At 42.1% G+C, this 19961-nt stretch carries 20 protein-coding genes; 13 read left to right on the plus strand and 7 right to left on the minus strand.

The window, feature by feature from the left end; all coding sequences use genetic code 11:
• Both ACED42_RS13420 and ACED42_RS13425 read left to right on the plus strand, forming a co-directional pair.
• Positions 1 to 667, plus strand: a 667-nt coding sequence (locus ACED42_RS13420) for a glycosyltransferase (protein ID WP_371702887.1), incomplete at its 5' end; no start/stop codon positions are given.
• Positions 657 to 1541 carry a lipopolysaccharide biosynthesis protein gene (locus tag ACED42_RS13425; protein ID WP_371702889.1) on the plus strand — a complete coding sequence of 295 codons (885 nt, stop codon included), beginning with the start codon at positions 657 to 659 and terminating at the stop codon, positions 1539 to 1541. The genes ACED42_RS13420 and ACED42_RS13425, both read left to right, overlap by 11 nt.
• A 64-nt stretch (positions 1542 to 1605) precedes the next feature.
• Here ACED42_RS13425 and lpxM read toward each other — a convergent pair whose 3' ends face one another.
• Together lpxM and rfaD are read right to left on the minus strand one after the other, a co-directional pair.
• Complete coding sequence (lpxM, locus tag ACED42_RS13430; protein ID WP_012603053.1) at positions 1606 to 2559, minus strand: lauroyl-Kdo(2)-lipid IV(A) myristoyltransferase; 954 nt, start codon at positions 2557 to 2559, stop codon at positions 1606 to 1608.
• Between the two features lie 75 nt (positions 2560 to 2634).
• Positions 2635 to 3576 (minus strand): ADP-glyceromanno-heptose 6-epimerase, encoded by a 942-nt coding sequence (gene rfaD, locus ACED42_RS13435; RefSeq protein WP_029223856.1) that lies wholly within the window; start codon positions 3574 to 3576, stop codon positions 2635 to 2637.
• A gap of 360 nt (positions 3577 to 3936) precedes the next feature.
• Here rfaD and rffG point away from each other — a divergent pair, with 360 nt between their 5' ends.
• The 5 genes from rffG (at position 3937) to ACED42_RS13460 (ending at position 8326) form a co-directional block, all read left to right on the plus strand.
• On the plus strand, positions 3937 to 5031 hold the full coding sequence (gene rffG, locus ACED42_RS13440) for a dTDP-glucose 4,6-dehydratase (protein ID WP_135445129.1): 1095 nt from the start codon (positions 3937 to 3939) through the stop codon (positions 5029 to 5031).
• Positions 5031 to 5906, plus strand: coding sequence for a glucose-1-phosphate thymidylyltransferase RfbA (rfbA, locus tag ACED42_RS13445; RefSeq protein WP_269336554.1), 876 nt, complete (start codon positions 5031 to 5033; stop codon positions 5904 to 5906). Before rffG ends, rfbA begins: the two co-directional genes overlap by 1 nt.
• Positions 5893 to 6438: a dTDP-4-dehydrorhamnose 3,5-epimerase gene (rfbC, locus tag ACED42_RS13450; RefSeq protein ID WP_371702892.1), complete on the plus strand. Its 546-nt coding sequence runs from the start codon at positions 5893 to 5895 to the stop codon at positions 6436 to 6438. Before rfbA ends, rfbC begins: the two co-directional genes overlap by 14 nt.
• A 17-nt stretch (positions 6439 to 6455) precedes the next feature.
• Positions 6456 to 7580, plus strand: a complete 1125-nt coding sequence (locus tag ACED42_RS13455; RefSeq protein ID WP_371702894.1) for a DegT/DnrJ/EryC1/StrS family aminotransferase — start codon at positions 6456 to 6458, stop codon at positions 7578 to 7580.
• A gap of 107 nt (positions 7581 to 7687) precedes the next feature.
• Positions 7688 to 8326: a TetR/AcrR family transcriptional regulator gene (locus tag ACED42_RS13460; protein ID WP_086050227.1), complete on the plus strand. Its 639-nt coding sequence runs from the start codon at positions 7688 to 7690 to the stop codon at positions 8324 to 8326.
• Positions 8327 to 8759: 433 nt separating this feature from the next.
• On the opposite strand, the gene ACED42_RS13465 is transcribed toward ACED42_RS13460, so the two are convergent.
• The 5 genes from ACED42_RS13465 to ACED42_RS13485 form a co-directional block, all read right to left on the minus strand.
• A complete protein-coding gene (locus ACED42_RS13465) occupies positions 8760 to 9911 on the minus strand; it encodes a murein hydrolase activator EnvC (RefSeq protein WP_371702896.1) in 1152 nt (383 codons plus the stop codon).
• Between the two features lie 73 nt (positions 9912 to 9984).
• Entirely contained in the window at positions 9985 to 10806 is an 822-nt protein-coding gene (cysE, locus tag ACED42_RS13470) for a serine O-acetyltransferase (protein WP_371702898.1), read from the minus strand.
• A gap of 268 nt (positions 10807 to 11074) precedes the next feature.
• Positions 11075 to 12121: an NAD(P)H-dependent glycerol-3-phosphate dehydrogenase gene (gene gpsA / locus ACED42_RS13475; protein ID WP_371702900.1), complete on the minus strand. Its 1047-nt coding sequence runs from the start codon at positions 12119 to 12121 to the stop codon at positions 11075 to 11077.
• Between the two features lie 178 nt (positions 12122 to 12299).
• Positions 12300 to 12767, minus strand: coding sequence for a protein-export chaperone SecB (secB, locus tag ACED42_RS13480; RefSeq protein ID WP_009847959.1), 468 nt, complete (start codon positions 12765 to 12767; stop codon positions 12300 to 12302).
• A gap of 99 nt (positions 12768 to 12866) precedes the next feature.
• Entirely contained in the window at positions 12867 to 13301 is a 435-nt protein-coding gene (locus ACED42_RS13485; RefSeq protein ID WP_371702901.1) for a rhodanese-like domain-containing protein, read from the minus strand.
• 259 nt (positions 13302 to 13560) lie between these two features.
• Here ACED42_RS13485 and ACED42_RS13490 point away from each other — a divergent pair, with 259 nt between their 5' ends.
• The 6 genes from ACED42_RS13490 (at position 13561) to ACED42_RS13515 (ending at position 19951) form a co-directional block, all read left to right on the plus strand.
• Complete coding sequence (locus ACED42_RS13490; RefSeq protein WP_371702903.1) at positions 13561 to 13809, plus strand: hypothetical protein; 249 nt, start codon at positions 13561 to 13563, stop codon at positions 13807 to 13809.
• Positions 13810 to 13920: 111 nt separating this feature from the next.
• Positions 13921 to 14625 (plus strand): YjbF family lipoprotein, encoded by a 705-nt coding sequence (locus ACED42_RS13495; protein ID WP_371702905.1) that lies wholly within the window; start codon positions 13921 to 13923, stop codon positions 14623 to 14625.
• A 21-nt stretch (positions 14626 to 14646) separates the two neighbouring features.
• Entirely contained in the window at positions 14647 to 15501 is an 855-nt protein-coding gene (locus tag ACED42_RS13500; protein ID WP_371702907.1) for a capsule biosynthesis GfcC family protein, read from the plus strand.
• On the plus strand, positions 15501 to 17768 hold the full coding sequence (locus tag ACED42_RS13505) for a YjbH domain-containing protein (protein ID WP_371702909.1): 2268 nt from the start codon (positions 15501 to 15503) through the stop codon (positions 17766 to 17768). The genes ACED42_RS13500 and ACED42_RS13505 overlap by 1 nt, the downstream gene beginning before the upstream one ends.
• A gap of 486 nt (positions 17769 to 18254) precedes the next feature.
• Positions 18255 to 19391, plus strand: coding sequence for a polysaccharide export protein (locus tag ACED42_RS13510; protein WP_269336566.1), 1137 nt, complete (start codon positions 18255 to 18257; stop codon positions 19389 to 19391).
• A 119-nt stretch (positions 19392 to 19510) separates the two neighbouring features.
• Positions 19511 to 19951 (plus strand): low molecular weight phosphotyrosine protein phosphatase, encoded by a 441-nt coding sequence (locus ACED42_RS13515; protein WP_269336567.1) that lies wholly within the window; start codon positions 19511 to 19513, stop codon positions 19949 to 19951.
• The last annotated feature ends 10 nt before the right edge of the window (positions 19952 to 19961 follow it).

The raw sequence follows: 19961 nt of genomic DNA on the forward strand, positions 1-19961 counted from the left end.
CGTCTTTGTTTCATCTCAGCATGCAAAAAATCATGGTGCACAAGCTTATGTTTACAATGGCTTGAATTGGGACAACTACCAAAAGCCTAACTTTAACTTGAAACGAGAACGTTTCCATTTTCTTGGGAAAGCTGCGTGGCGAGTTAAAAATGTTCAAGGTGCCATTGATATTACCAAGAAAGCTGGCCAGCAGCTTGATGTGTTGGGCGGCCATCGATTGAACCTAAAAATGGGTTTCAGGTTAACGTTAGATCGTCATGTTCGTTTTTTAGGGATGGTGGACGATACAACGAAATCTCAGATCATGACTCAGTCAAAAGGTCTGATATTCCCCGTGACTTGGCATGAACCGTTTGGCTTAGCGATTACAGAGAGTTTGTATTTTGGTTGTCCAGTGTTTGGTACACCCTATGGCTCACTGCCGGAATTAGTTTCTAGTGAGGTAGGTCTTTTATCGAGCTGTGAACAAGAGCTCGTAGAAGGGATCTTAAATTCTGACACCTATGATTCAGCTCGTTGTAATGAATACGCGAGAGATCAATTCAATGCCAATGTCATGGCTGCAGCGTATTTTAGTTATTACGAGAAGGTAGTTGAAGGTAGTAAAGCCAATAGTGCATTAGGAAGTATTGTCGAGTCTTTTAAAAGGTTGCCTTATGAACGATAATTTGAAGCCAAAACTGGTTTTTGTAGGCTACAAGCAACAGTATGAAAAACTAGAAATTGATGTGCTATCGTCTGATTATGAAAAGCATCATATTTTCTTAAGCAAGTGGTTAGTGAAATTAATTTCCTTTTTATTTTTCTACAGTAAAAAACACTATCATGAGGCTTATGGAGCGATCATAAGACGAAAAATAAAGACGCTAAATGGCTTTGATGTCATATTCACAACCGACTCTTTGAGAGACATTAAGTCAATATCAAAGGTTAGTGGGAGGAAGATTATTCTTTTTAGGAATATTACAGATGGGAGCTTGAACCATCTTTTAGATGATTTTGAAATATATACGTTTGATGAGGGTGATGCAAAAAAATACAACTTTAAGCATGCTTATTCTCCGATGCCTCAACTAAAAATTATTGATGAGATAGCAAAATCCTCTGATTACGATGTGTCTTTTGTGGGGGTGGATAAAGGAAGGAAAGAAAAGGTTCAAAAAATAGAAGAGGCATTGGGTGATTTTAAGTGCAACTTTATTGTTTTTGACAAAAAACCTTCTTATTCCTATGTTGAATACCTAACCGTGATGCTCAATACCAAATGTGTACTGGAAATTGTTCTTGATGGACAGACGTCTGATACTATGAGGGTTAAAGAAGCGTTATACGCCAGAAAGAAAGTTATCACGAATAATACGAGACTTTATAATCACCCTTTATACTCAAAAGATAATTTCCTTATATTTGACTCTCTAAATGAACTCGCAAATCATATTGAGGAATTTATCTCTGGTGACTTTGATGAATCAGTTTTGATTAAGCTTGAAGATTACACAGTTGATGGTTTTTATCATAACCTATTATTTAGTCAAAAATAATGAGACGAATAAATCCGCCTTCTAAGAAGGCGGATAATCTTTAATAAATTAGAAGATATGTGTGTTAATAACCCACATATGGGTCTTGTCCGTTTCTACGTGTTTTTAATAACTTTAAAATCCACATGTACTGCTCCGGTTTCGGATTAACAAAACCTTCAACGACTTCATTCATTGCCCTAGCGTCTTGATGTTCATCGCCGGATAACTCAATGGGTGCTTTGATTTCAATTTCGTATTTACCCGTCTCAATATTATAGCTGGCAAAGGTTGGAACGATCTTCGCTCGGCTTACTTTTGCTAGTTTTCCAAGTCCAGGCAAGGTTGCTTTTTCAGTCGCAAAGAAGTCTGAGAATACACTTTGTTCTGGGCCATGGTCTTGATCTGGCAAGTAATATCCTAAGTAGCCATCTTTGACTGATTTGATAAAAGGCTTAATGCCGCCACTGCGATCATAAACTCGTCCGCCATACTGAACTCTTTGCTTGTGCATTAACCAGTCGGTCAGAGGATTTTTCTGGCTATTGGCCATCGCAGAAACGGGTAAGCCTCTTGAAGCTAAAAGGATCGCCGGAATGTCGATGCACCAAGAGTGAGGTACTAGCAAAATAGCACTTTGATTGTCTTTTTGTAGCTGTTGTAAGTGTTCTAATCCAATGATTTCTGAGTGTTTTTCAAGCCAACGTTTACTGCGTAATGATATAGCAGGAAAACCAAGTAAAAAGGCGCCAGCAGTTGTTAGGCAATTGGTTAGAATAGTTTCACGCTCTTGAACAGACTTTTCTGGAAAACAAAGCGCGAGGTTTATACGTGCCTTTTGTACTGAGCCACGTTGCTTCTTCGCCATTTTTGTCGCCACGAATTTTGCGATGGCTACTCGAATCGAGTTTGGCAGCAAAGAAATGGGCAGGCATAGGCATAGCCCGAGCCAAGTTCCCCAGTGTTTTGGTGATAAAAACGCACTGATGAATTTAGGGTTGTATGCTTTAGGATCGTAGTCGTCGCGTTGAGTTGTCACTGTAAACCTTTAACTGGCGATATAGATTGAACAAGCTAACAGTATACAGTTAGCTTGTTTTCGGGAGAGTGTAATCTAGCGATTAACTGACTGCATGTACTCGCTGACGCCTTCAGCAACCGATTTAAATTGAACATCGCAACCAGTATTACGCAACTTAGTTAAATCAGCTTGAGTAAACTCTTGGTAAGCGCCTTTCAAATGCTCAGGGAATGGGATGGTTTCAATCTGTCCCTTACCGTGATGTTTAATCACCGCTTTTGCGACTTCTTCAAATGATTCGGCATTACCTGTACCTAGGTTGAAGATACCTGATACGCCATTTTTTAAGAACCACAGGTTTACGGCCGCAACATCACCAACATACACAAAATCACGCTTGAAGGTTTCGCTTCCTGCGAATAATTTCGGGTTTTCACCTGCGTTCATTTGATTGTTTAGGTGGAATGCGACAGAGGCCATGCTGCCTTTGTGCTGTTCACGTGGACCGTAGACATTGAAGTATCGAAAACCAGTGATTTGAGAAAGCGTTTCGTTGTGCGCGGCTGCATCTGCAGTTAGGCGACGCACATAGTTATCAAATTGCTGTTTTGAATAGCCGTATACGTTTAGCGCGCCTTCGTACTGCGGCTCTTCGATAAAGGTATCGGTTTCACCATAAGTGGCAGCAGAAGAAGCATACAAGAAGGGGATCTCGCGCTCGATACAGTAATGCAGTAACTCTTTCGAGTATTCGTAGTTGTTTAGCATCATGTATTTGCCATCCCACTCTGTGGTCGCAGAACATGCACCTTCATGGAAAATAGCCTCAATATGACCGAAATCATCACCAGCCATAACTTGAGTTAGAAAGTCATCACGATCCATGTAATCGGTGATATCTAGATCAACCAGGTTCTTAAATTTTTTGCCATCTTTTAAGTTGTCGACAACTAGAATATCGTTGTGGCCTGCTTCATTGAGCGCCTTAACAATATTGCTGCCAATCATGCCTGCACCACCAGTTACGATAATCATATTTCTTCCTACTTTTTTGAATACAAACTCACACGAGTATAGCAAGGAACAAACGAAGCGAGCTAGCGGAATAATTCTTTAATTCTAGTGTGATATGATTGTGTTAATCTAGTCATTATTACCTACTCAAAACACGATCTTATCGGTCTTCGTATGAAAGATTCTACGTCTTCGACTTTTGTTTGTAGGCTGGCTTACGCGCGACATGAGAGTTGTTTGGTCGCAATTGATTTTGAACTATTTTAGTTGCTTAAGCATTTGAGCTGGTATTACGTATCGAAACTATCCTTCGAATAGTAAGAAATAGATTTACAAAATTAGAAAAACTTTTCCTTTGAATTTTAGGGTTTTAGAAATCTTATGAAGATATTAGTTACAGGCGGCGCTGGCTTCATCGGTTCAGCTGTCATTCGTCACATTATAAATAATACATCTAGCAGCGTCGTGAATGTTGATAAGTTGACTTATGCGGGTAACTTAGAGTCTCTTGTTGACGTGGGAGAGCACGAGCGCTATGCATTTGAAGCGGTGGATATTTGTAATCGTACTGAGCTAGACCGTATTTTTGAGCTGCATAAGCCTGATGCAGTAATGCACTTGGCTGCTGAATCTCATGTTGACCGTTCGATTGACGGCCCTGCTGCATTTATCGAAACTAATATTGTTGGTACATATACATTACTTGAAGCGACTAGAGCCTATTGGAATGAGCTTTCTGAAAGTGATAAAGCTGCTTTTCGTTTCCACCATATCTCTACTGACGAAGTCTATGGCGATTTAGAAGGTACGGATGACTTGTTTACCGAGACGACGCCGTATGAGCCATCAAGCCCATACTCCGCTTCGAAAGCTTCTTCTGATCATCTCGTCCGAGCTTGGCTACGTACTTATGGTTTACCAACCGTCGTCACTAATTGCTCAAATAACTACGGCCCTTGCCACTTCCCTGAAAAATTAATCCCATTGATGATCTTGAATGCTCTCGATGGAAAACCTCTGCCAGTGTATGGCAACGGTATGCAAATCCGTGATTGGCTGTTTGTCGAAGACCACGCTCGAGCGTTGTACAAGGTGGTCACTGAAGGTGAGGTAGGTGAAACCTATAACATTGGTGGTCACAATGAAAAAGCAAACATTGATGTTGTAAAAACGATCTGTTCATTACTTGAAGAGTTGGTGCCAAATAAGCCAGAAGGTGTGGGTAACTACCTTGACTTAGTTACTTATGTTACTGATAGACCTGGGCATGATGTACGTTATGCAATCGATGCGTCAAAGATTGAACGTGAACTGGGTTGGAAGCCAGAAGAAACTTTCGAGTCAGGTATTCGAAAAACGGTCGAGTGGTACTTAGATAACGAACAATGGTGGTCACGCGTACTAGATGGCTCTTACGCTGGTGAACGCTTAGGTGTTTCTTCAGATTTAGTTGTAAATGGTAAGGTTGATAAGTAATGAAAGGGATTGTTCTTGCTGGAGGCTCAGGCACGCGTTTATATCCACTCACTCGCGGCGTATCAAAACAGCTTTTGCCCATTTACGATAAGCCGATGGTTTTTTATCCAATATCGACGTTAATGTTAGCTGGTATCAAAGATATTTTGATTATCACGACACCTGAAGATAATGCTGGTTTTCAACGCTTACTTGGTGATGGCTCAGATTTTGGCATCAACCTTGAGTATGCAATTCAACCAAGTCCGGATGGTTTAGCGCAAGCTTTTATCATTGGTGAAGAGTTTATTGGTGATGATAGTGTTTGTTTGGTGTTGGGAGATAATATCTTTTATGGTCAGTCTTTTTCTAGAACGCTACAAAATGCCGCTTCAAAAGAGTCTGGTGCTACTGTTTTTGGTTATCAAGTCAAAGACCCTGAGCGTTTTGGCGTCGTTGAATTTGACGAAAAAATGAAAGCCGTTTCGATTGAAGAAAAGCCTGAAATACCAAAATCTAACTATGCGGTAACTGGTTTGTATTTCTACGATAATCGAGTTGTAGAAATGGCAAAACAAGTGAAGCCGTCTCTTCGAGGTGAGTTAGAAATTACCACTCTCAATGAAATGTATCTAAATGATGGCTCTCTGAATGTGGAACTATTAGGCCGTGGTTTTGCCTGGTTAGACACTGGTACACATGAAAGTCTTCATGAGGCTTCATCTTTTGTTCAAACTATTGAAAATGTACAAGGGCTAAAGGTTGCTTGTTTAGAAGAGATAGCTTGGCGTAATGGTTGGTTAACTGATGAGCAAATGTTAATGCTTGCTAAACCAATGATGAAAAATGAGTATGGACAGTACCTAGAGAGGCTAGTAAGCAGTGAAAGCAACTAAGACAAAATTAAAAGATATTTTGATAATTGAACCTAAAGTTTTTGAAGATGAGAGAGGCTTTTTTATGGAAAGCTTTAATCATTCAAACTTTGAAAAATTAATTGGCCGAAGCGTTCAATTTGTTCAAGATAACCACTCTAAATCAGGCAGGGCTGTGCTTCGAGGTCTGCATTATCAAATACAGCACCCGCAAGGCAAACTTGTTCGAGTTGTCCGTGGAAAAGTTTTAGATGTCGTGGTCGATCTACGAGCTGACTCTCCAACCTATAAACAATGGCAATCGTTTGAGCTGAGTCAGGAAAATAAGAAGCAATTATGGATCCCCGAGGGCTTCGCTCATGGTTTTCTGACGTTGACAGATGAAGTCGAGTTTTTGTATAAAACAACCGATTATTACTCCCCACAAAGTGAACGCTCTATTGCCTGGAATGACCCAGAATTAAAGATCGATTGGCAATTAGATGAAGAAAGTTTGATCGTTTCAGATAAAGACAAGAATGGGCTGCTACTTAAAGATGCAGAGCATTTCTAAAAATAAGGTTTTATAAGATGACAACGCAATTATTTATTCCAAAGTTTCGTGTTGATGAGTGTCTAGAGCATGTAAGAGAGTGCCTAGAAAAAGGCTGGACAGGAATGGGCTTTAAAACTGTCGAAATTGAGGATGAATGGAAAAAGTATACTAGCCTACCTCATGCTCACTTTTTGAGTTCAGCTACAGCGGGCCTTCACCTCGCATTTGAAGTCTTAAAGCGTGCGCATAATTGGAGTGATGGCGATGAAGTTATATCTGCATCTTTAACATTTGTCTCTACTAACCACGCTATTAAGTACGCTGGTCTAGAGCCTATTTTTGCTGATGTTGATGAGTACTTATGCTTGGACCCTCAGAGTATTGAAGAAAAGATAACTGATAAGACTAAAGCTGTTGTTTTTGTGGGGCTTGGTGGAAATACTGGTCAACTTGAAGCGGTGGCAAAGCTGTGTAAAGAGCGTGGGTTGGCTCTAGTCTTAGATGCGGCGCATATGGCTGGCTCAAGGTTTGATGGAAAGCACGTAGGTTATAATGCTGATGTCACCGTGTTTAGTTATCAAGCTGTAAAAAATATGCCTACAGCTGACTCTGGAATGATTTGTTTCCAGAATCCAGAATATGATGCGTTAGCACGTAAACTAACTTGGTTGGGTATTAATAAAGATACTTACGCGCGTACAGCAGCACAAGGTGCTTATAAGTGGAAATATGATGTTGAAGATTTAGGCTTTAAATATCATGGCAACTCAATTATGGCCGGTATGGCTTTAGTTGCACTTAAATACTTAGATAATGATAATTCTTATCGCCGACAGTTAGCTAAGTGGTATCGTGAAGAGTTATCTGAATGTGATAATGTAAAAATAGTTCCGATTGCTCAAGGGTGTGAATCATCGACACATTTACTTCAAATACGAGTTTCTAATCGAGATGAGTTACTAATCAAGCTAAATGAAAATGATATCTATCCAGGTGTGCATTATACAGATAATTCAGAGTACAAAATGTATGAAAAATCTGGTCGTTGCCCAAAAGCTTTGATAGCAAGTAATGAAATCATTTCATTACCAATGCATATGGGCATAACAAGGCATGATGTTGTAAATGTAGTAAATATGGTAAAAAAATACAGTAAATAAACTGTCTGCCATGTAGCTATAGCTAATTCGACCAGATGTTAACCGGTCGATCTATCTGTTTAGTGGCGATATACTGAACCACTAAACGGATAGGGATCTAATTGCTAATGAAAACACGTGACAAGATTGTTTACGCTGCTCTAGAGCTTTTTAATGAGCACGGCGAGCGTAGTATTACGACCAATCATATTGCTGAGCACATCGAAATCAGCCCTGGAAACCTCTACTACCACTTCCGCAACAAACAAGAAATCGTACGTGATATATTTACTCTCTACTCGACAGAGTTGCTTGAAAGGTTTACTCCAATTCAAGGGCAGCAAGAAAGCCTGACGCTACTAAAGAGCTATTTAGATTCTATCTTCACGCTGATGTGGAAGTATCGATTCTTCTATGCGAATTTGCCTGAAATATTGTCACGTGATGAAAAACTGCACCTTGATTACATGGCCGTTCAAGAAAAGCTGCAAACGAATCTTGTGGATATTATGAGAGCCTTTGTTGAGTTGAACTTACTAAAAGCAACAGATACAGAAATGAAGTCGATGGTGACATCTCTTCACTTGATCGCATCGGGTTGGTTAGCGTATCAGTCGGCGATGTCTCCAAAAGCTCAAATTACTGAGCAAGTTGTGCATCAAGGAATGTTGCAGATGATCGCAACCGTTAAACCGATTGCGACTACTCAAGGTTTTGAGCAGCTGACATTGTTAGAAGATGGTGTGAGAGCGTTGAACTCTAAGTAGAAAGAGACGAGTAAGCGAGATGCGGGATGCGGGATTCGAAGAGCGATGGTTACTCATTAATATGATTACTGCTCTCGCTTTTCAAAGCTTTTGGTTAACATGTTATTCGTATCGATTTCTTCATCACGTATTGTAAATAGCGGCGTCATTCCCTATAGCGAGGTACGAGCGTGATAGGGAATCTTTGTGTTGTGGTGAATCAAGCATGATAAATCATATATGATACTGAGATTCCAGATATTTCGTTCCTCAATTCTGGAATGACGACGGTTTGTAAGTGACTAGTTCAAGGCATCTTAACTCTTTTGGGTTGCTCAAGATTAATTAGTACCTTTTCCTCATATCTACTTTAACCCTTCTGTATCAGGAACATTCGCACCCGAATCTGCTTTAAGCTCTTAGCATCTCGATTACTCGAATCCCGTATCTGTTCTTATCTAACCAACCATCTTTTCGGGTTTTGAGCTTGGCTGTTTCTGCGAATTTCAAAATACAGCGATGGGCGGGTTTGACCACCAGTGTCTCCTGCAAGCGCAATAGCCTCCCCAGCTTTAACCTTGTCACCTTCTTTCTTTAAAAGCGCTTGGTTAAAGCCATAGAGCGTCATGTCACCTTTACCGTGGTCCAACAGTACCACTAAACCATAACCACGCAAATACTCGGCGAATACCACAGTTCCGGAATAAACGGATTTAACCTGCTGACCGTATTTCGCTTTGATCACCATGCCTTTCCAATTTACTTGGCCAGTTTGGCGTGAGCCGTAGTTATGCAGAACTTTATCTTTGATTGGCCAAGGCAGTTTACCTTTACGTTTGGCCAAACCATCCATAGGAATAGCATTGCGTCTCTCTCTAGCGGCTTTTTCTGCTTTCGCTATTTCGGCTTTTAGGCGAGTTTCATTACGTTGAAGTTCGGCTAAGTAATTTTTGTCGCCAGAGATATTTTTCTTAATACTGCCGACGGTTTTCTTACGCTGTGTTTGAGTTTTGGCTAACGTATCGCGTTTGGTGGTTTGTTGTCTTAACAGGGTCGCTATTTGTTCTTGCTCAAGTTGGCGTTGCTTATGGCTTTCTTCTAATTCAAGTTGAGTTTGTTCGATCGTTTTGATTGTTGCAGATCGCGCTTTGGCTAGGTGTTGGTAATAGTGACTAATGCGGTCTTCTTCAACGCCAGTATTTAAGATGTGAGAAGAGGCTTTGGCTCTGCTGGTCATGTAGTAAGTCTGAATCAGCTGCTCTAACTTATCGGTATGGGCTTTTTTCTGTACTGTAAGCGCTTTAATCTTATTATCTAAGCTAGCAACATTAGCATTGGTGGTATTGAGTTGTTTTTTACTTGTTTTAATGGCTTTTTCAAGCAAGGAGATAGAGAGCTCTTGTTGCTTGAGGTTTGCTTGTAAATTGTCGAGCTTCTTCTGTTGTGAGGATAGTGTTTTTTGTTGACGAGATATCTCACTCGACACACCTTTCAGCTCCCCTTTCGATGCGGCAAGTGGCGATGTTGAGAAGAGAACAGCGCAAAGGCTGGCTGATATCAAAAGAACAGTGCTAATTACTTGGACTGGTTTCATCATTATCGTCATGTTGCTCTTATTAGTTTTCAGCATCTGCTCTTAAGTCTTTCTTATCTCGGCTCATCGAACCTAGAATCAGCTCTTATATTCCATCACCATGAATGAAATTTTGCGAGCGACCATTGAAGCCTTGGTCCATATCTAAAGATGGTTTATCTGTTTTCGGTTTTCCGACAATTTTTGCAGGAACGCCTGCGACTGTTGTATGAGGTGGTACGGGTTGTAGTACAACAGAGCAAGACCCAATCTTCGCGCCTTCACCTACTTCAATGTTGCCGAGTATTTTAGCACCGGCCCCAATCATTACGCCTTCGCGGATTTTGGGGTGACGGTCGCCGCCTTCTTTACCAGTACCACCAAGGGTAACGTCTTGAAGGATCGATACATCATTTTCGACGACAGCAGTTTCACCAATCACGATACCAGTGGCGTGGTCGAGCATGATAGCTTTACCGATACGCGCGGCAGGGTGAATATCAACTTGGCAAGCGACTGAAATTTGGTTTTGTAGGTAAGTGGCAAGCGCAATACGACCTTGTTTCCATAGCCAATTCGCTACTCGATAACCTTGAAGTGCATGGTAGCCTTTAAGGTACAGCAGAGGCATCGAGTACATCTCGACCGCAGGATCTCGATTTACCGTTGCGCAAATATCACAAGCTGCCGCATCTATAATCGATTGATCCTGCTTAAATGCTTGCTCAACTACTTCACGGACTGCCATTGCTGGCATTGAAGCTGTCTTTAATTTGTTTGCTAGGATGTAGCTAAGGGCTGCACCTAAACTTTCATGGTTGATAATCGTGGCATGATAAAAACTCGCAAGCATAGGTTCTTGCTCCGACTGCTGTCGAGCTTCCTTCACAATGCATTGCCAAACTTTTTGTTGTTCACAGTGTTTCATTTTCCATCCATTCCTTTAAACCAGATACGCGTAGCGAGATGAGAGATACGAAGAGCTTAGAAAAGCCAATTAGCGTAAATGAGATTCCAGATACTTCGTTCCTCAATTCTGGAATGACGAACATTATATTAACGTCATCTTCAAGAGTGAGGAACGAGCGAGTTGGAGAACTTTGTTCGGGTCATTTACTTTATGCTATTCCATCTTGATTACCCGTACCTTTAACTCTCTTCGTATCTCGCTTACTCTAATTTCGTATCTGCTCTTACTATCTTTCTGACTTTTTGTCTCTAGCAAGCAGATCTTGTGCTGCTAGGTGTGCATCTTTCCCTTGATACAACACTTGATAAATCTGTTCAACAATGGGCATTTCAACGCCCATACGCTCTGATAGTAACCAAACTTCTTTGGTGTTGCGATAACCTTCCACTACTTGGCCAATTTCTTCTTGTGCTGTATCTACATCTTTACCTGCGCCAAGTGCCAAACCAAAGCGACGGTTACGTGATTGGTTATCAGTACAGGTTAGCACTAGGTCACCCAATCCAGCCATGCCCATGAAGGTTTCTGGTTGCGCACCAAGAGCTGCGCCTAGTCGACTCATCTCAGCTAGACCGCGAGTGATAAGTGCAGTACGTGCATTGGCACCAAAACCAATACCATCCGACATGCCAGCACCAATGGCGATGACATTTTTCACTGCACCACCAAGCTGCATGCCAATAAAATCTGAATTTGCGTACACACGGAACGTTTTGCCACAGTGAATTTTTTCTTGAAGTTGCTCAAGGAATTCTGCATCAGGGGAAGCCACAGAGATTGCCGTTGGCATACCCATCGCTAGCTCTTTGGCGAAGGTAGGTCCTGATAGAACTGCTAACGAGTACCCATCACCAAGCACATCATGAGCGACATCTTTTAGCAGGCGACCAGTTTCCGGCTCTAAACCTTTAGTAGCCCAGCAGATACGAGAACAATCTGTTAAGTGAGGCTTAAGGCTATCTAAAACGATACCAAATACGTGGCTAGGGACGACAACAAGAAGATCACGACTTGCTGTTACTGCCTTCTCAAGGTCTGACTCGATGATCAGACTTTCTGGGAAGTCGATATTTGGTAGAAATTCATTATTTGCGCGCTCAGATTCGAGACGAGCCATGTGAACAGGATCATGCCCCCACAGAACAACGTTTGCACCGTTACGCGCTAGAGAGATAGCTAGAGATGTTCCGTAAGAACCTGCGCCAATTACTGCCATGGCGATCTCTTTGCCGTAAGCGTTTGTCGAGATTGTCGGGTGAGTTGTTTCTGTCATGCTTCCACCTAAAAATAATGAGGGAAATCGAAGAGTCTTGGAAAAGCTATCCACTAAAATCAGAGGAGCTTTCAATTTTAGTACAGTGTAAAGAAAAAATGCACATCGCAGAAGTTGCGATGTGCACTTAAAAGCTAACTAGCGCTTGAATCGTTAGAGTTAAGCTCTACTTTGAGACTTAAGCTTGTTCGCCTTCAGCTTGTTGAGCTTGGTTTTGTAGGTAGTTCATGAACAAAGCATCAAAGTTAACTGGCGCTAGGTTCAGTTGTGGGAACGTACCTTTAACCACTAGGCTAGAAATTGTTTCACGAGCGTATGGGAACAGGATGTTCGGGCAGAATGCACCTAGGCAATGAGCGAGTTGGCCAGCTTCCATTTCGCTTGCAGAGAAGATGCCGCCTTGTTGAACTTCACAAAGGAATGCAGTGTCTTCTGCGTTTTTAACCGTAACCGTTAGACGTAGGATTACTTCGTACACGCCTTCGCCAAGTTCACGACTTTGAGTGTCTAGGTCCAGTTTTACATCTGGGTTCCACTCTTTTTGAAACATGTCTGGAGAGTTTGGCGCTTCGAAAGAGACGTCTTTTAGGAAGATACGTTGGATTGCGAAGTTCTGTTGTGCGTCTTGTTGTGCTGCTTCAGCCATTTTCTTGTCCTTAAAAATTTATAATTAGGTTTCGTTCGCCATTTCTGTTGAACAAAACCTTAAAGTCATATTCGTTTAGTTAGGTCAGCTTACCTTTAACTACTTTTTACCTTTCACCAAAGGTAGGTTAGCTTCGCTCCAAGCCACTAAGCCGCTTTTCAGCACGCTTACGTTTTCGAAACCAGCTTTAACCAGTAGGTTGGCGCTTTCTTGAGCTGTTTGACCTGTCTTACATACTACGATGATTGGGTCGGCTTTGTGGCTTTCAAGGCTACCCAAGCTATTTGCTTTGATGTCTGACGGCAAAATGTGAACTGCGTCAGTAATATGGCCCTTTTTGAACTCATCCTTTGTACGAATATCAACCACAACACCGTTTTCACGATTAATCATGTGTGTGGTTTGCGCTGCCGTGATCTCTTTGTAAGCTGCGTTTGATGTCTTGATAACGTTCGCAATGATGGCAACAACCAAGCCGATCCATACGATGGCTAAAATCATATTTTCTTGAACAAATGGAACTAACTCTTGCATATTTTGAACTCTTATTCGTTATTGGGCGAAAAATTATAGGGTAGGAGTATAGCTATAAAGGGGGGGAGAATACAGAGGAAGCACATTGTTGTATGTGAGTTGATGTATTAATGGGGATACATACTAATTGCTTATGATTTATCCATTTACTTGATTGAAGTTATTAATTATGATGTACAAACAGTTACTTAAGCTGAGTAGCTGATAGGGTCTATGTAATTAGTCTCTATTATAAACGTTTATATTATTGGAAATCATTATGAAAAAGATGGCTCTAGCAGCTGCATTAGCAGTTAGCTTCTCAGGTGGTGCTTTTGCAGCAACAGAAACTGCAGCAGCGGGTGCTGGTGCTGGTACTAGTGGTGCGGCAGCCGGTGCAGGCGCATCTGCAGTTGCAGCAGGTACAGCTACAACAGTTGCAGTAACGACAGCAGCAGTAGCAGCGGCAGCAGCAGTAGCCGTTGCTTCTAACGAAAGCGGTGCAACGACTACAACAACAACTCGATAATTTTTGAGTTGGTGTCTAAAACCATTTTGTGTGAAAGCATAAAGTGGTTTTTTTATATCAGATTTTCATATTGGATATCAGCAACCAGATTGCTAGGAAGCAGAACTCGTCATGCTTAAACTTCTAATCATATCTCTTGGTCTTTTTCTTGCGGGTTGTTCTCAGCAGTTTCAAGACGTTAACTCCACTTTTGATGAAGCTTTTTTTGGCAGAGCCGATGTTGAGTTATCAAAGGAATACATTCAAACCTTACCTTATTCCAGTATTTATGCGGAAGTGAATGACCAAGGTAAAATTTTCATGGTCTTAGCGTATGTCGGTGAAAACCCTCAAACGGGCGCAGAGCAGTTAAAATGGATGTCTTCTGATAAAGCTATGATCGTCACTGAAAATGGACGTATCGTACAAACGCTATTACTTCCCTACGAAAACCTTTCAGGTTTGGCATTCCAATCGTTAAATTCGTTTTCGTCTGCAAACAGTTCGTCAGCAGACTCTTCTTCTGCGTTTGATGTGTCTACCAACCCCGGAGCTCAAAAATGGCAAGCGGTTTACGACTGGCAACCCAATTATCGATTCGGCTATAAAGCAAATATTATCCGAACGTATGCGGGAAATGAAACGGTCGAAACGCCGATAGTGTCAATCGATACCAAGAAGTTTCAAGAAAAAATCAATTTCCCAATGTTAGAACAAGAGATGACCAACGAATATTGGGTCGATAGTAAAGGCAAAGTGGTCAAAACCATACAGTATTTAGGCCCTGATATGACAAGGCTTGAGTTAACCGTCCTTAAGCATTATCAAAGTAATTAACGAACAGGGTAATGAACGAAAATGATGAACTATATGAGTCATGTATCAAAAATGACGGGATGTCGGTTGCCAGTGGTGGGAGCTCTGTTGGTGTTGAGTGCGTTGTTCTCTTTGTGCAATGTTAGCTACGCTTCTTCGATTAAGACAGCGGTTGAACTTCCCCTTCAAGGTGTAACGCTTGAGTATAAAGTTGACGTTCGATTGCTTCAGGTATTAGACGACGCTAGCACGAATGCTAACGGCAGTATTGGTTACTTTCCCCTTTCGGCTCAACTGTTTGATAAAGCCAATACTGAAGCTATCGAAGCCCAAAAGCGCAATGTATTTAACCAGCTTGAAGCTTTGGCAGTAGAAGAGCCAGAAGCAAAACTGGTAAAGCAACAATTAGCTTCTTTCCAATATCTCAATCGAGTTTTTATTGAGTTAGATCTCAATGCCGTTATATCTCAACCAGATAAGAACCCGTTGCTTGTTTCAAGTTCTAATACTAACAAGTCATCTGCTGCCATAACAAAAGCGCCGAACAGTCAAACTCAAGTATTTTCGCTGTACTTACCGCAACGATCAACGTCCATTCAGGTGATGGGTGTAATGAAAGATTCTGTAAGATTGAATTTGATTGAACATGGAACGCTGAACGATTATCTCTATGCATTACCGAGTGATTTTATTGGTGAGTCAGCAGACAAAAGCGTGGCGTATGTTATTCAGTCAGATGGCATGGTGCAAACCATTCAATATGCGTACTGGAACGAACAGCCGGTTTATTTAGCGCCAGGTGCTATCGTATTTATGGCGTTTTACTCTTTGCCATCGGAATACTCAACGTTGAACCAAGATATTGTCGATTTGCTACGTCATAAGGTTGGCCTGTAATGCTGAAACAGAAATCATTCCCTCTATCAGCAGTGTGCACATCGGTTACCTGCGCTTTATTAATGACTGGTAGTGTGTCGGTTAACGCAGAGACTGCCATTGATTCGTCTTCGATTCGAGCTGATAAATCATCATTCGACGATACCGAATATAGAACGTCGCAAATGAACTTTGGTGGTGTTGGCTTAATGCAAATGCCAACAGGCCGAATGGCACCAGAAGGTGAGTTCAACTTTAGTGCTTCGTTTAATAATGAATACCATTTTTATAACGTGAGTCTGCAGGTGATGCCTTGGCTAGAAACCACCATTCGTTATACACAAGTACAGGATCTGCTTTATAGCGGAGGCGCGGATCAAGATTGCTCTCAAAACTCATTCAGTGGCTGTACTAAATACACCGATAAAGGCATCGACTTTAAGCTGCGTCTAATCGAAGAAGGGTACTACTTACCGGAAGTGTCGGTGGGTGTTCGTGACTTTGGTGGTACTGGCTTATTTGATGGCGAATTTTTCGCGGCAACCAAACGTTTGGGTCCGATTGATTTTACTGTTGGCATGGCTTGGGGCTACATGGGTACTAGTGGTAACTTTACCAACCCACTGTGTAAAGCCAGTGATAAGTATTGTGCTCGCCCGTCTGATTTTAAAGGCAATGGGGGCAGTGTCGATTTTGAACGTTGGTTCAAAGGCGATGCAGCAATTTATGGTGGCTTTGAATACCAAACCCCATATAAGCCGCTAACCTTGAAACTTGAATACGATGGCAATGATTACTCTCAAGACTTCCCGGTTGTGCGCGGTGGTGTCGACATGACACAACACACGCCATGGAACGTCGGTGCTGTGTACCGTTTCACTGATTGGGGCTCAGCGAAAGTGAGCTACGAGCGAGGTGATACTTTAACCCTTGGTTTCGACCTCTCTACCAACTTCAATGAAATGTATTCGGTGTGGCGAGATACCGAAACAGCAGTATTGCGCCCAAGTGGTGTCGAGACGGTTGACGATATTGATATGGCGGCCCTTGCTAAAGAGCTTGAAACCGTCGCTGGCTATGAACAAGCGCAAATCTTGGTCGACGATAATAGTATTGTGGTAAAGGGCACTCAGGTTAAATACCGAGACAGAGATATCGCCCTTGAGCGCGGTGCGACCGTGATCGCCAACGCGGTACCGAGTTACATCGACACCTATAAAATCATCGAAAACGATAAATCGATGGAACTCACTGAGACAACGGTAGACGCGCAAGCATTCAAAGCGGCAGCGAACAGTCATTACCTTAACGCTCAAACCAGTGACGCAACAAACACTCACGAATTAGAACGCAAGAAATCCGTTATCTATCATGATGGGCGTGAACGATTCGATGTGTCGATTTCACCAAACCTCGCTCAATCGTTTGGTTCGGCTGAAAACTTCTACTTGTACAGTTTGGGCTTATACACCAACGCTTCGTTCTGGGCGTTAAACAATGTCGAACTGTCGGGATCGCTTTACGTCAACTTAATTGATAACTACGACAAGTTTAATTACGAAGTCCCATCAGACGGCACCGACCAAACGCCAAGAGTAAGAACCTTGTTCCGCTCTTATGTTGATGACCCGGTTCGCTTAGACCGTTTACAACTGACTTGGTTTGAAGATTACGGCAGCGGTGTCTACACCCAAGCTTACGGTGGTTACCTAGAGAGCATGTTCGCGGGTGTGGGTGGCGAAATCCTGTATCGTCCATTCAACCAAAATTGGGCCATTGGTGCAGACATGACCGCGATAAGTCAGCGAGATCCTGAAAGCTGGTTCGGCACGTTTGAACAAGAGATCCAAGTCAACCCAGATGACAGCAGCCGAACGTACAAAGTGATTGATAAGGGCACGACTGGCTTTATCACCGGTTACTACACCCCACAATGGGATTTCTTGAACGATACTTTACTTAAAGTTGGCGTCGGTAAATTTCTTGCCGGTGATATTGGCACTCGGGTCGACTTCTCTAAGCAGTTCAAGAGCGGTGTGATTGCCGGCGCGTTTGTCAGCCTAACAGACATGACTACCGAAGAATACGGTGAAGGCAGCTATACCAAAGGCTTTTATGTGTCGATTCCGTTTGATTTAGTCACTGTGAAGCCAAGTTCAAGTCGCGCAGGCTTTACCTGGTTACCTATCACTCGTGATGGCGGGCAAGTATTGAACAAGCAGTATAACTTGTTCGATCAAACCGATGCTCGCTCTCCTTGGTTCCAAAGGCCAAGTAGTGTGAAATAAATAGAGTGACAGGGGAATTATAGGGTGACGAGACTGCATACACCTTAACCCTCGATATTCGAGGAGTTAGGTGTTTGTTTGATACTTAATCTTATGTGATCTCGGCTCTATAGTTTTACTTTAAACCCAGTTAATGAGGTTGATAATAATTACGAATAATGGATAATGCACGAGCAGTAAGGTAAGTATATGAAAGTTAGTGCTTTTGCGGAAAGCTTTACAAAACCCCTGTTCTAATTTTTATTTTATTTTATTTTATTTTATTTTATTTGTTAGGGGAAAATTAACTCACGCAGTGTGATTTCGCGGAATATCAAGGGGCGGTAGCGTACCTGAGCCTGCGTACAAGTGCGGTGAGTCAATCAGGTATTAACCCTTTTACTTTAATGCTTATAACATGGTGTGAGAGCTACAATAGCTAAATTCTCTTTTTATCGGGTATCTTTTGGGATATCGCCCACATTTCGTTTCTATGAATTGGTCAACATGAAGATTAATAAAAATCGACTCCTAGTAGGGCTCCTTCCTGCATTATTAGCAGGGTGTGCAACTCCTGGCTCTCACCTTTCGACAGGCAACAAGAATGTGATTCAGCCTTCAGAGCAACAGCATAAGTCTGATATTTCTGATGTGGTTAACCTTTACCCACTGACGGCTCAATCTGTATCGAGTTACCAAACAGATACTCTGTCGGTTTCACAAGCCAACCCTAAGCTTGATATTGATATCGCAAAATATGAATACCAAGTGGGTGTCGGTGACATTTTGAACATTACCATTTGGGACCATCCTGAACTGACTATTCCTGCGGGTTCTTACCGTAGCAGTACCGAAGCAGGTAACTGGGTTCATGCTGACGGCACAATTTTCTATCCGTACATTGGTACAGTTGAGGTTGCAGGAAAAACCGTTCGCGAAATTCGTTCTGACATAGCAGTCCGTTTGGCGAAATATATTGAAAGCCCTCAGGTTGATGTTAACGTGGCAGCCTTCCGTTCTAAGAAAACCTACATTACTGGCGAAGTGTCCAAACCAGGTCAGCAGCCGATCACCAATATCCCATTGACGTTATTGGATGCCGTGAACCGTTCTGGTGGTTTATCCGAAAATGCTGATTGGCGCAATGTATCATTGACGCGTAACGGCGTTGAAGAAAGCCTGTCTTTGTACGGCTTGATGCAACGTGGTGACCTCACACAAAACCGTTTACTGCAAGCCGGTGATATTGTTCACGTGCCTCGTAATGACAAGCAGAAAGTCTTCGTTATGGGGGAGGTTAACGAGCCGAAACTATTAAAAATTGATAGAGAGGGTATGAGCTTGACTGAAGCTCTCAGTCATGTTGGTGGCATAAATGAACTTACAGCTGATGCAACGGGCGTGTTTGTTATTCGAACTTCTGATGATAAATCACAACGCATGGCCGATATTTACCAACTCAATATAGAAGATGCCTCAGCACTGGTGATTGGCACCGAGTTTGATTTAAAACCTTACGATATTGTTTATGTAACGGCAGCACCAATCAGCCGTTGGAACCGTGTTGTCGGACAGTTAGTACCAACCATTAACGGAATTAATAATTTGACTGAAGGTGCATTACGTATCCGTAATTGGCCTTAGGTTGAGATAGAGTAGTGATCAGGTCACATTTCATATGTGGCCTGATTTTTATGTTAAGAAGCTCGTTCAGTTTATAAGTATGCGTAGCTTATTAAGCTCATTACAGTTAGAAATCAGTTATGTTTAATAAAATTTTAGTGGTCTGCGTGGGTAATATTTGTCGTTCTCCGACTGGAGAGCGCGTTCTTCAAAAGTTGTTGCCTAATAAAGAAGTTGCTTCTGCCGGCATTGCTGCTGAAAAAAGTCGTTTAATTGGTAAACCAGCTGACGAGATTGCGATTGCAATTGCCGCAGAAAATGAGGTAGATGTTGAAAACCATCAGTCTCAACAAGTTACGGCACAGCTTTGTGCCCAATATGATTTAATATTGGTGATGGAGAAGGGGCACTTAGAAGCGCTCACTCAAATCTCACCAGAGGCACGAGGTAAGACCATGTTGTTTGGCCAGTGGATTGGTCGACAGGATATTCCTGACCCTTATCGCCAAAGCCGTGAAGCGTTTGAACATGCGTATCAGCTGATTAACGAAGCTGCACAAGCTTGGGCAAAAAAACTGTAGGTATATTTTA

This window comes from Vibrio sp. FF145 (assembly GCF_041439075.1).
GTDB lineage: Bacteria > Pseudomonadota > Gammaproteobacteria > Enterobacterales > Vibrionaceae > Vibrio > Vibrio tasmaniensis_A.

Excerpts from the sequence above, each read along its gene's own strand:
- ACED42_RS13425 (WP_371702889.1), top strand. The coding sequence starts at position 657 with ATGAACGATAATTTGAAGCCAAAACTGGTTTTTGTAGGCTACAAGCAA.
- rfaD (WP_029223856.1), bottom strand. The coding sequence starts at position 3,576 with ATGATTATCGTAACTGGTGGTGCAGGCATGATTGGCAGCAATATTGTT.
- rffG (WP_135445129.1), top strand. The coding sequence starts at position 3,937 with ATGAAGATATTAGTTACAGGCGGCGCTGGCTTCATCGGTTCAGCTGTC.
- rfbA (WP_269336554.1), top strand. The coding sequence starts at position 5,031 with ATGAAAGGGATTGTTCTTGCTGGAGGCTCAGGCACGCGTTTATATCCA.
- ACED42_RS13455 (WP_371702894.1), top strand. The coding sequence starts at position 6,456 with ATGACAACGCAATTATTTATTCCAAAGTTTCGTGTTGATGAGTGTCTA.
- ACED42_RS13460 (WP_086050227.1), top strand. The coding sequence starts at position 7,688 with ATGAAAACACGTGACAAGATTGTTTACGCTGCTCTAGAGCTTTTTAAT.
- ACED42_RS13465 (WP_371702896.1), bottom strand. The coding sequence starts at position 9,911 with ATGACGATAATGATGAAACCAGTCCAAGTAATTAGCACTGTTCTTTTG.
- cysE (WP_371702898.1), bottom strand. The coding sequence starts at position 10,806 with ATGAAACACTGTGAACAACAAAAAGTTTGGCAATGCATTGTGAAGGAA.
- gpsA (WP_371702900.1), bottom strand. The coding sequence starts at position 12,121 with ATGACAGAAACAACTCACCCGACAATCTCGACAAACGCTTACGGCAAA.
- secB (WP_009847959.1), bottom strand. The coding sequence starts at position 12,767 with ATGGCTGAAGCAGCACAACAAGACGCACAACAGAACTTCGCAATCCAA.
- ACED42_RS13485 (WP_371702901.1), bottom strand. The coding sequence starts at position 13,301 with ATGCAAGAGTTAGTTCCATTTGTTCAAGAAAATATGATTTTAGCCATC.
- ACED42_RS13490 (WP_371702903.1), top strand. The coding sequence starts at position 13,561 with ATGAAAAAGATGGCTCTAGCAGCTGCATTAGCAGTTAGCTTCTCAGGT.
- ACED42_RS13495 (WP_371702905.1), top strand. The coding sequence starts at position 13,921 with ATGCTTAAACTTCTAATCATATCTCTTGGTCTTTTTCTTGCGGGTTGT.
- ACED42_RS13500 (WP_371702907.1), top strand. The coding sequence starts at position 14,647 with ATGATGAACTATATGAGTCATGTATCAAAAATGACGGGATGTCGGTTG.
- ACED42_RS13505 (WP_371702909.1), top strand. The coding sequence starts at position 15,501 with ATGCTGAAACAGAAATCATTCCCTCTATCAGCAGTGTGCACATCGGTT.
- ACED42_RS13510 (WP_269336566.1), top strand. The coding sequence starts at position 18,255 with ATGAAGATTAATAAAAATCGACTCCTAGTAGGGCTCCTTCCTGCATTA.
- ACED42_RS13515 (WP_269336567.1), top strand. The coding sequence starts at position 19,511 with ATGTTTAATAAAATTTTAGTGGTCTGCGTGGGTAATATTTGTCGTTCT.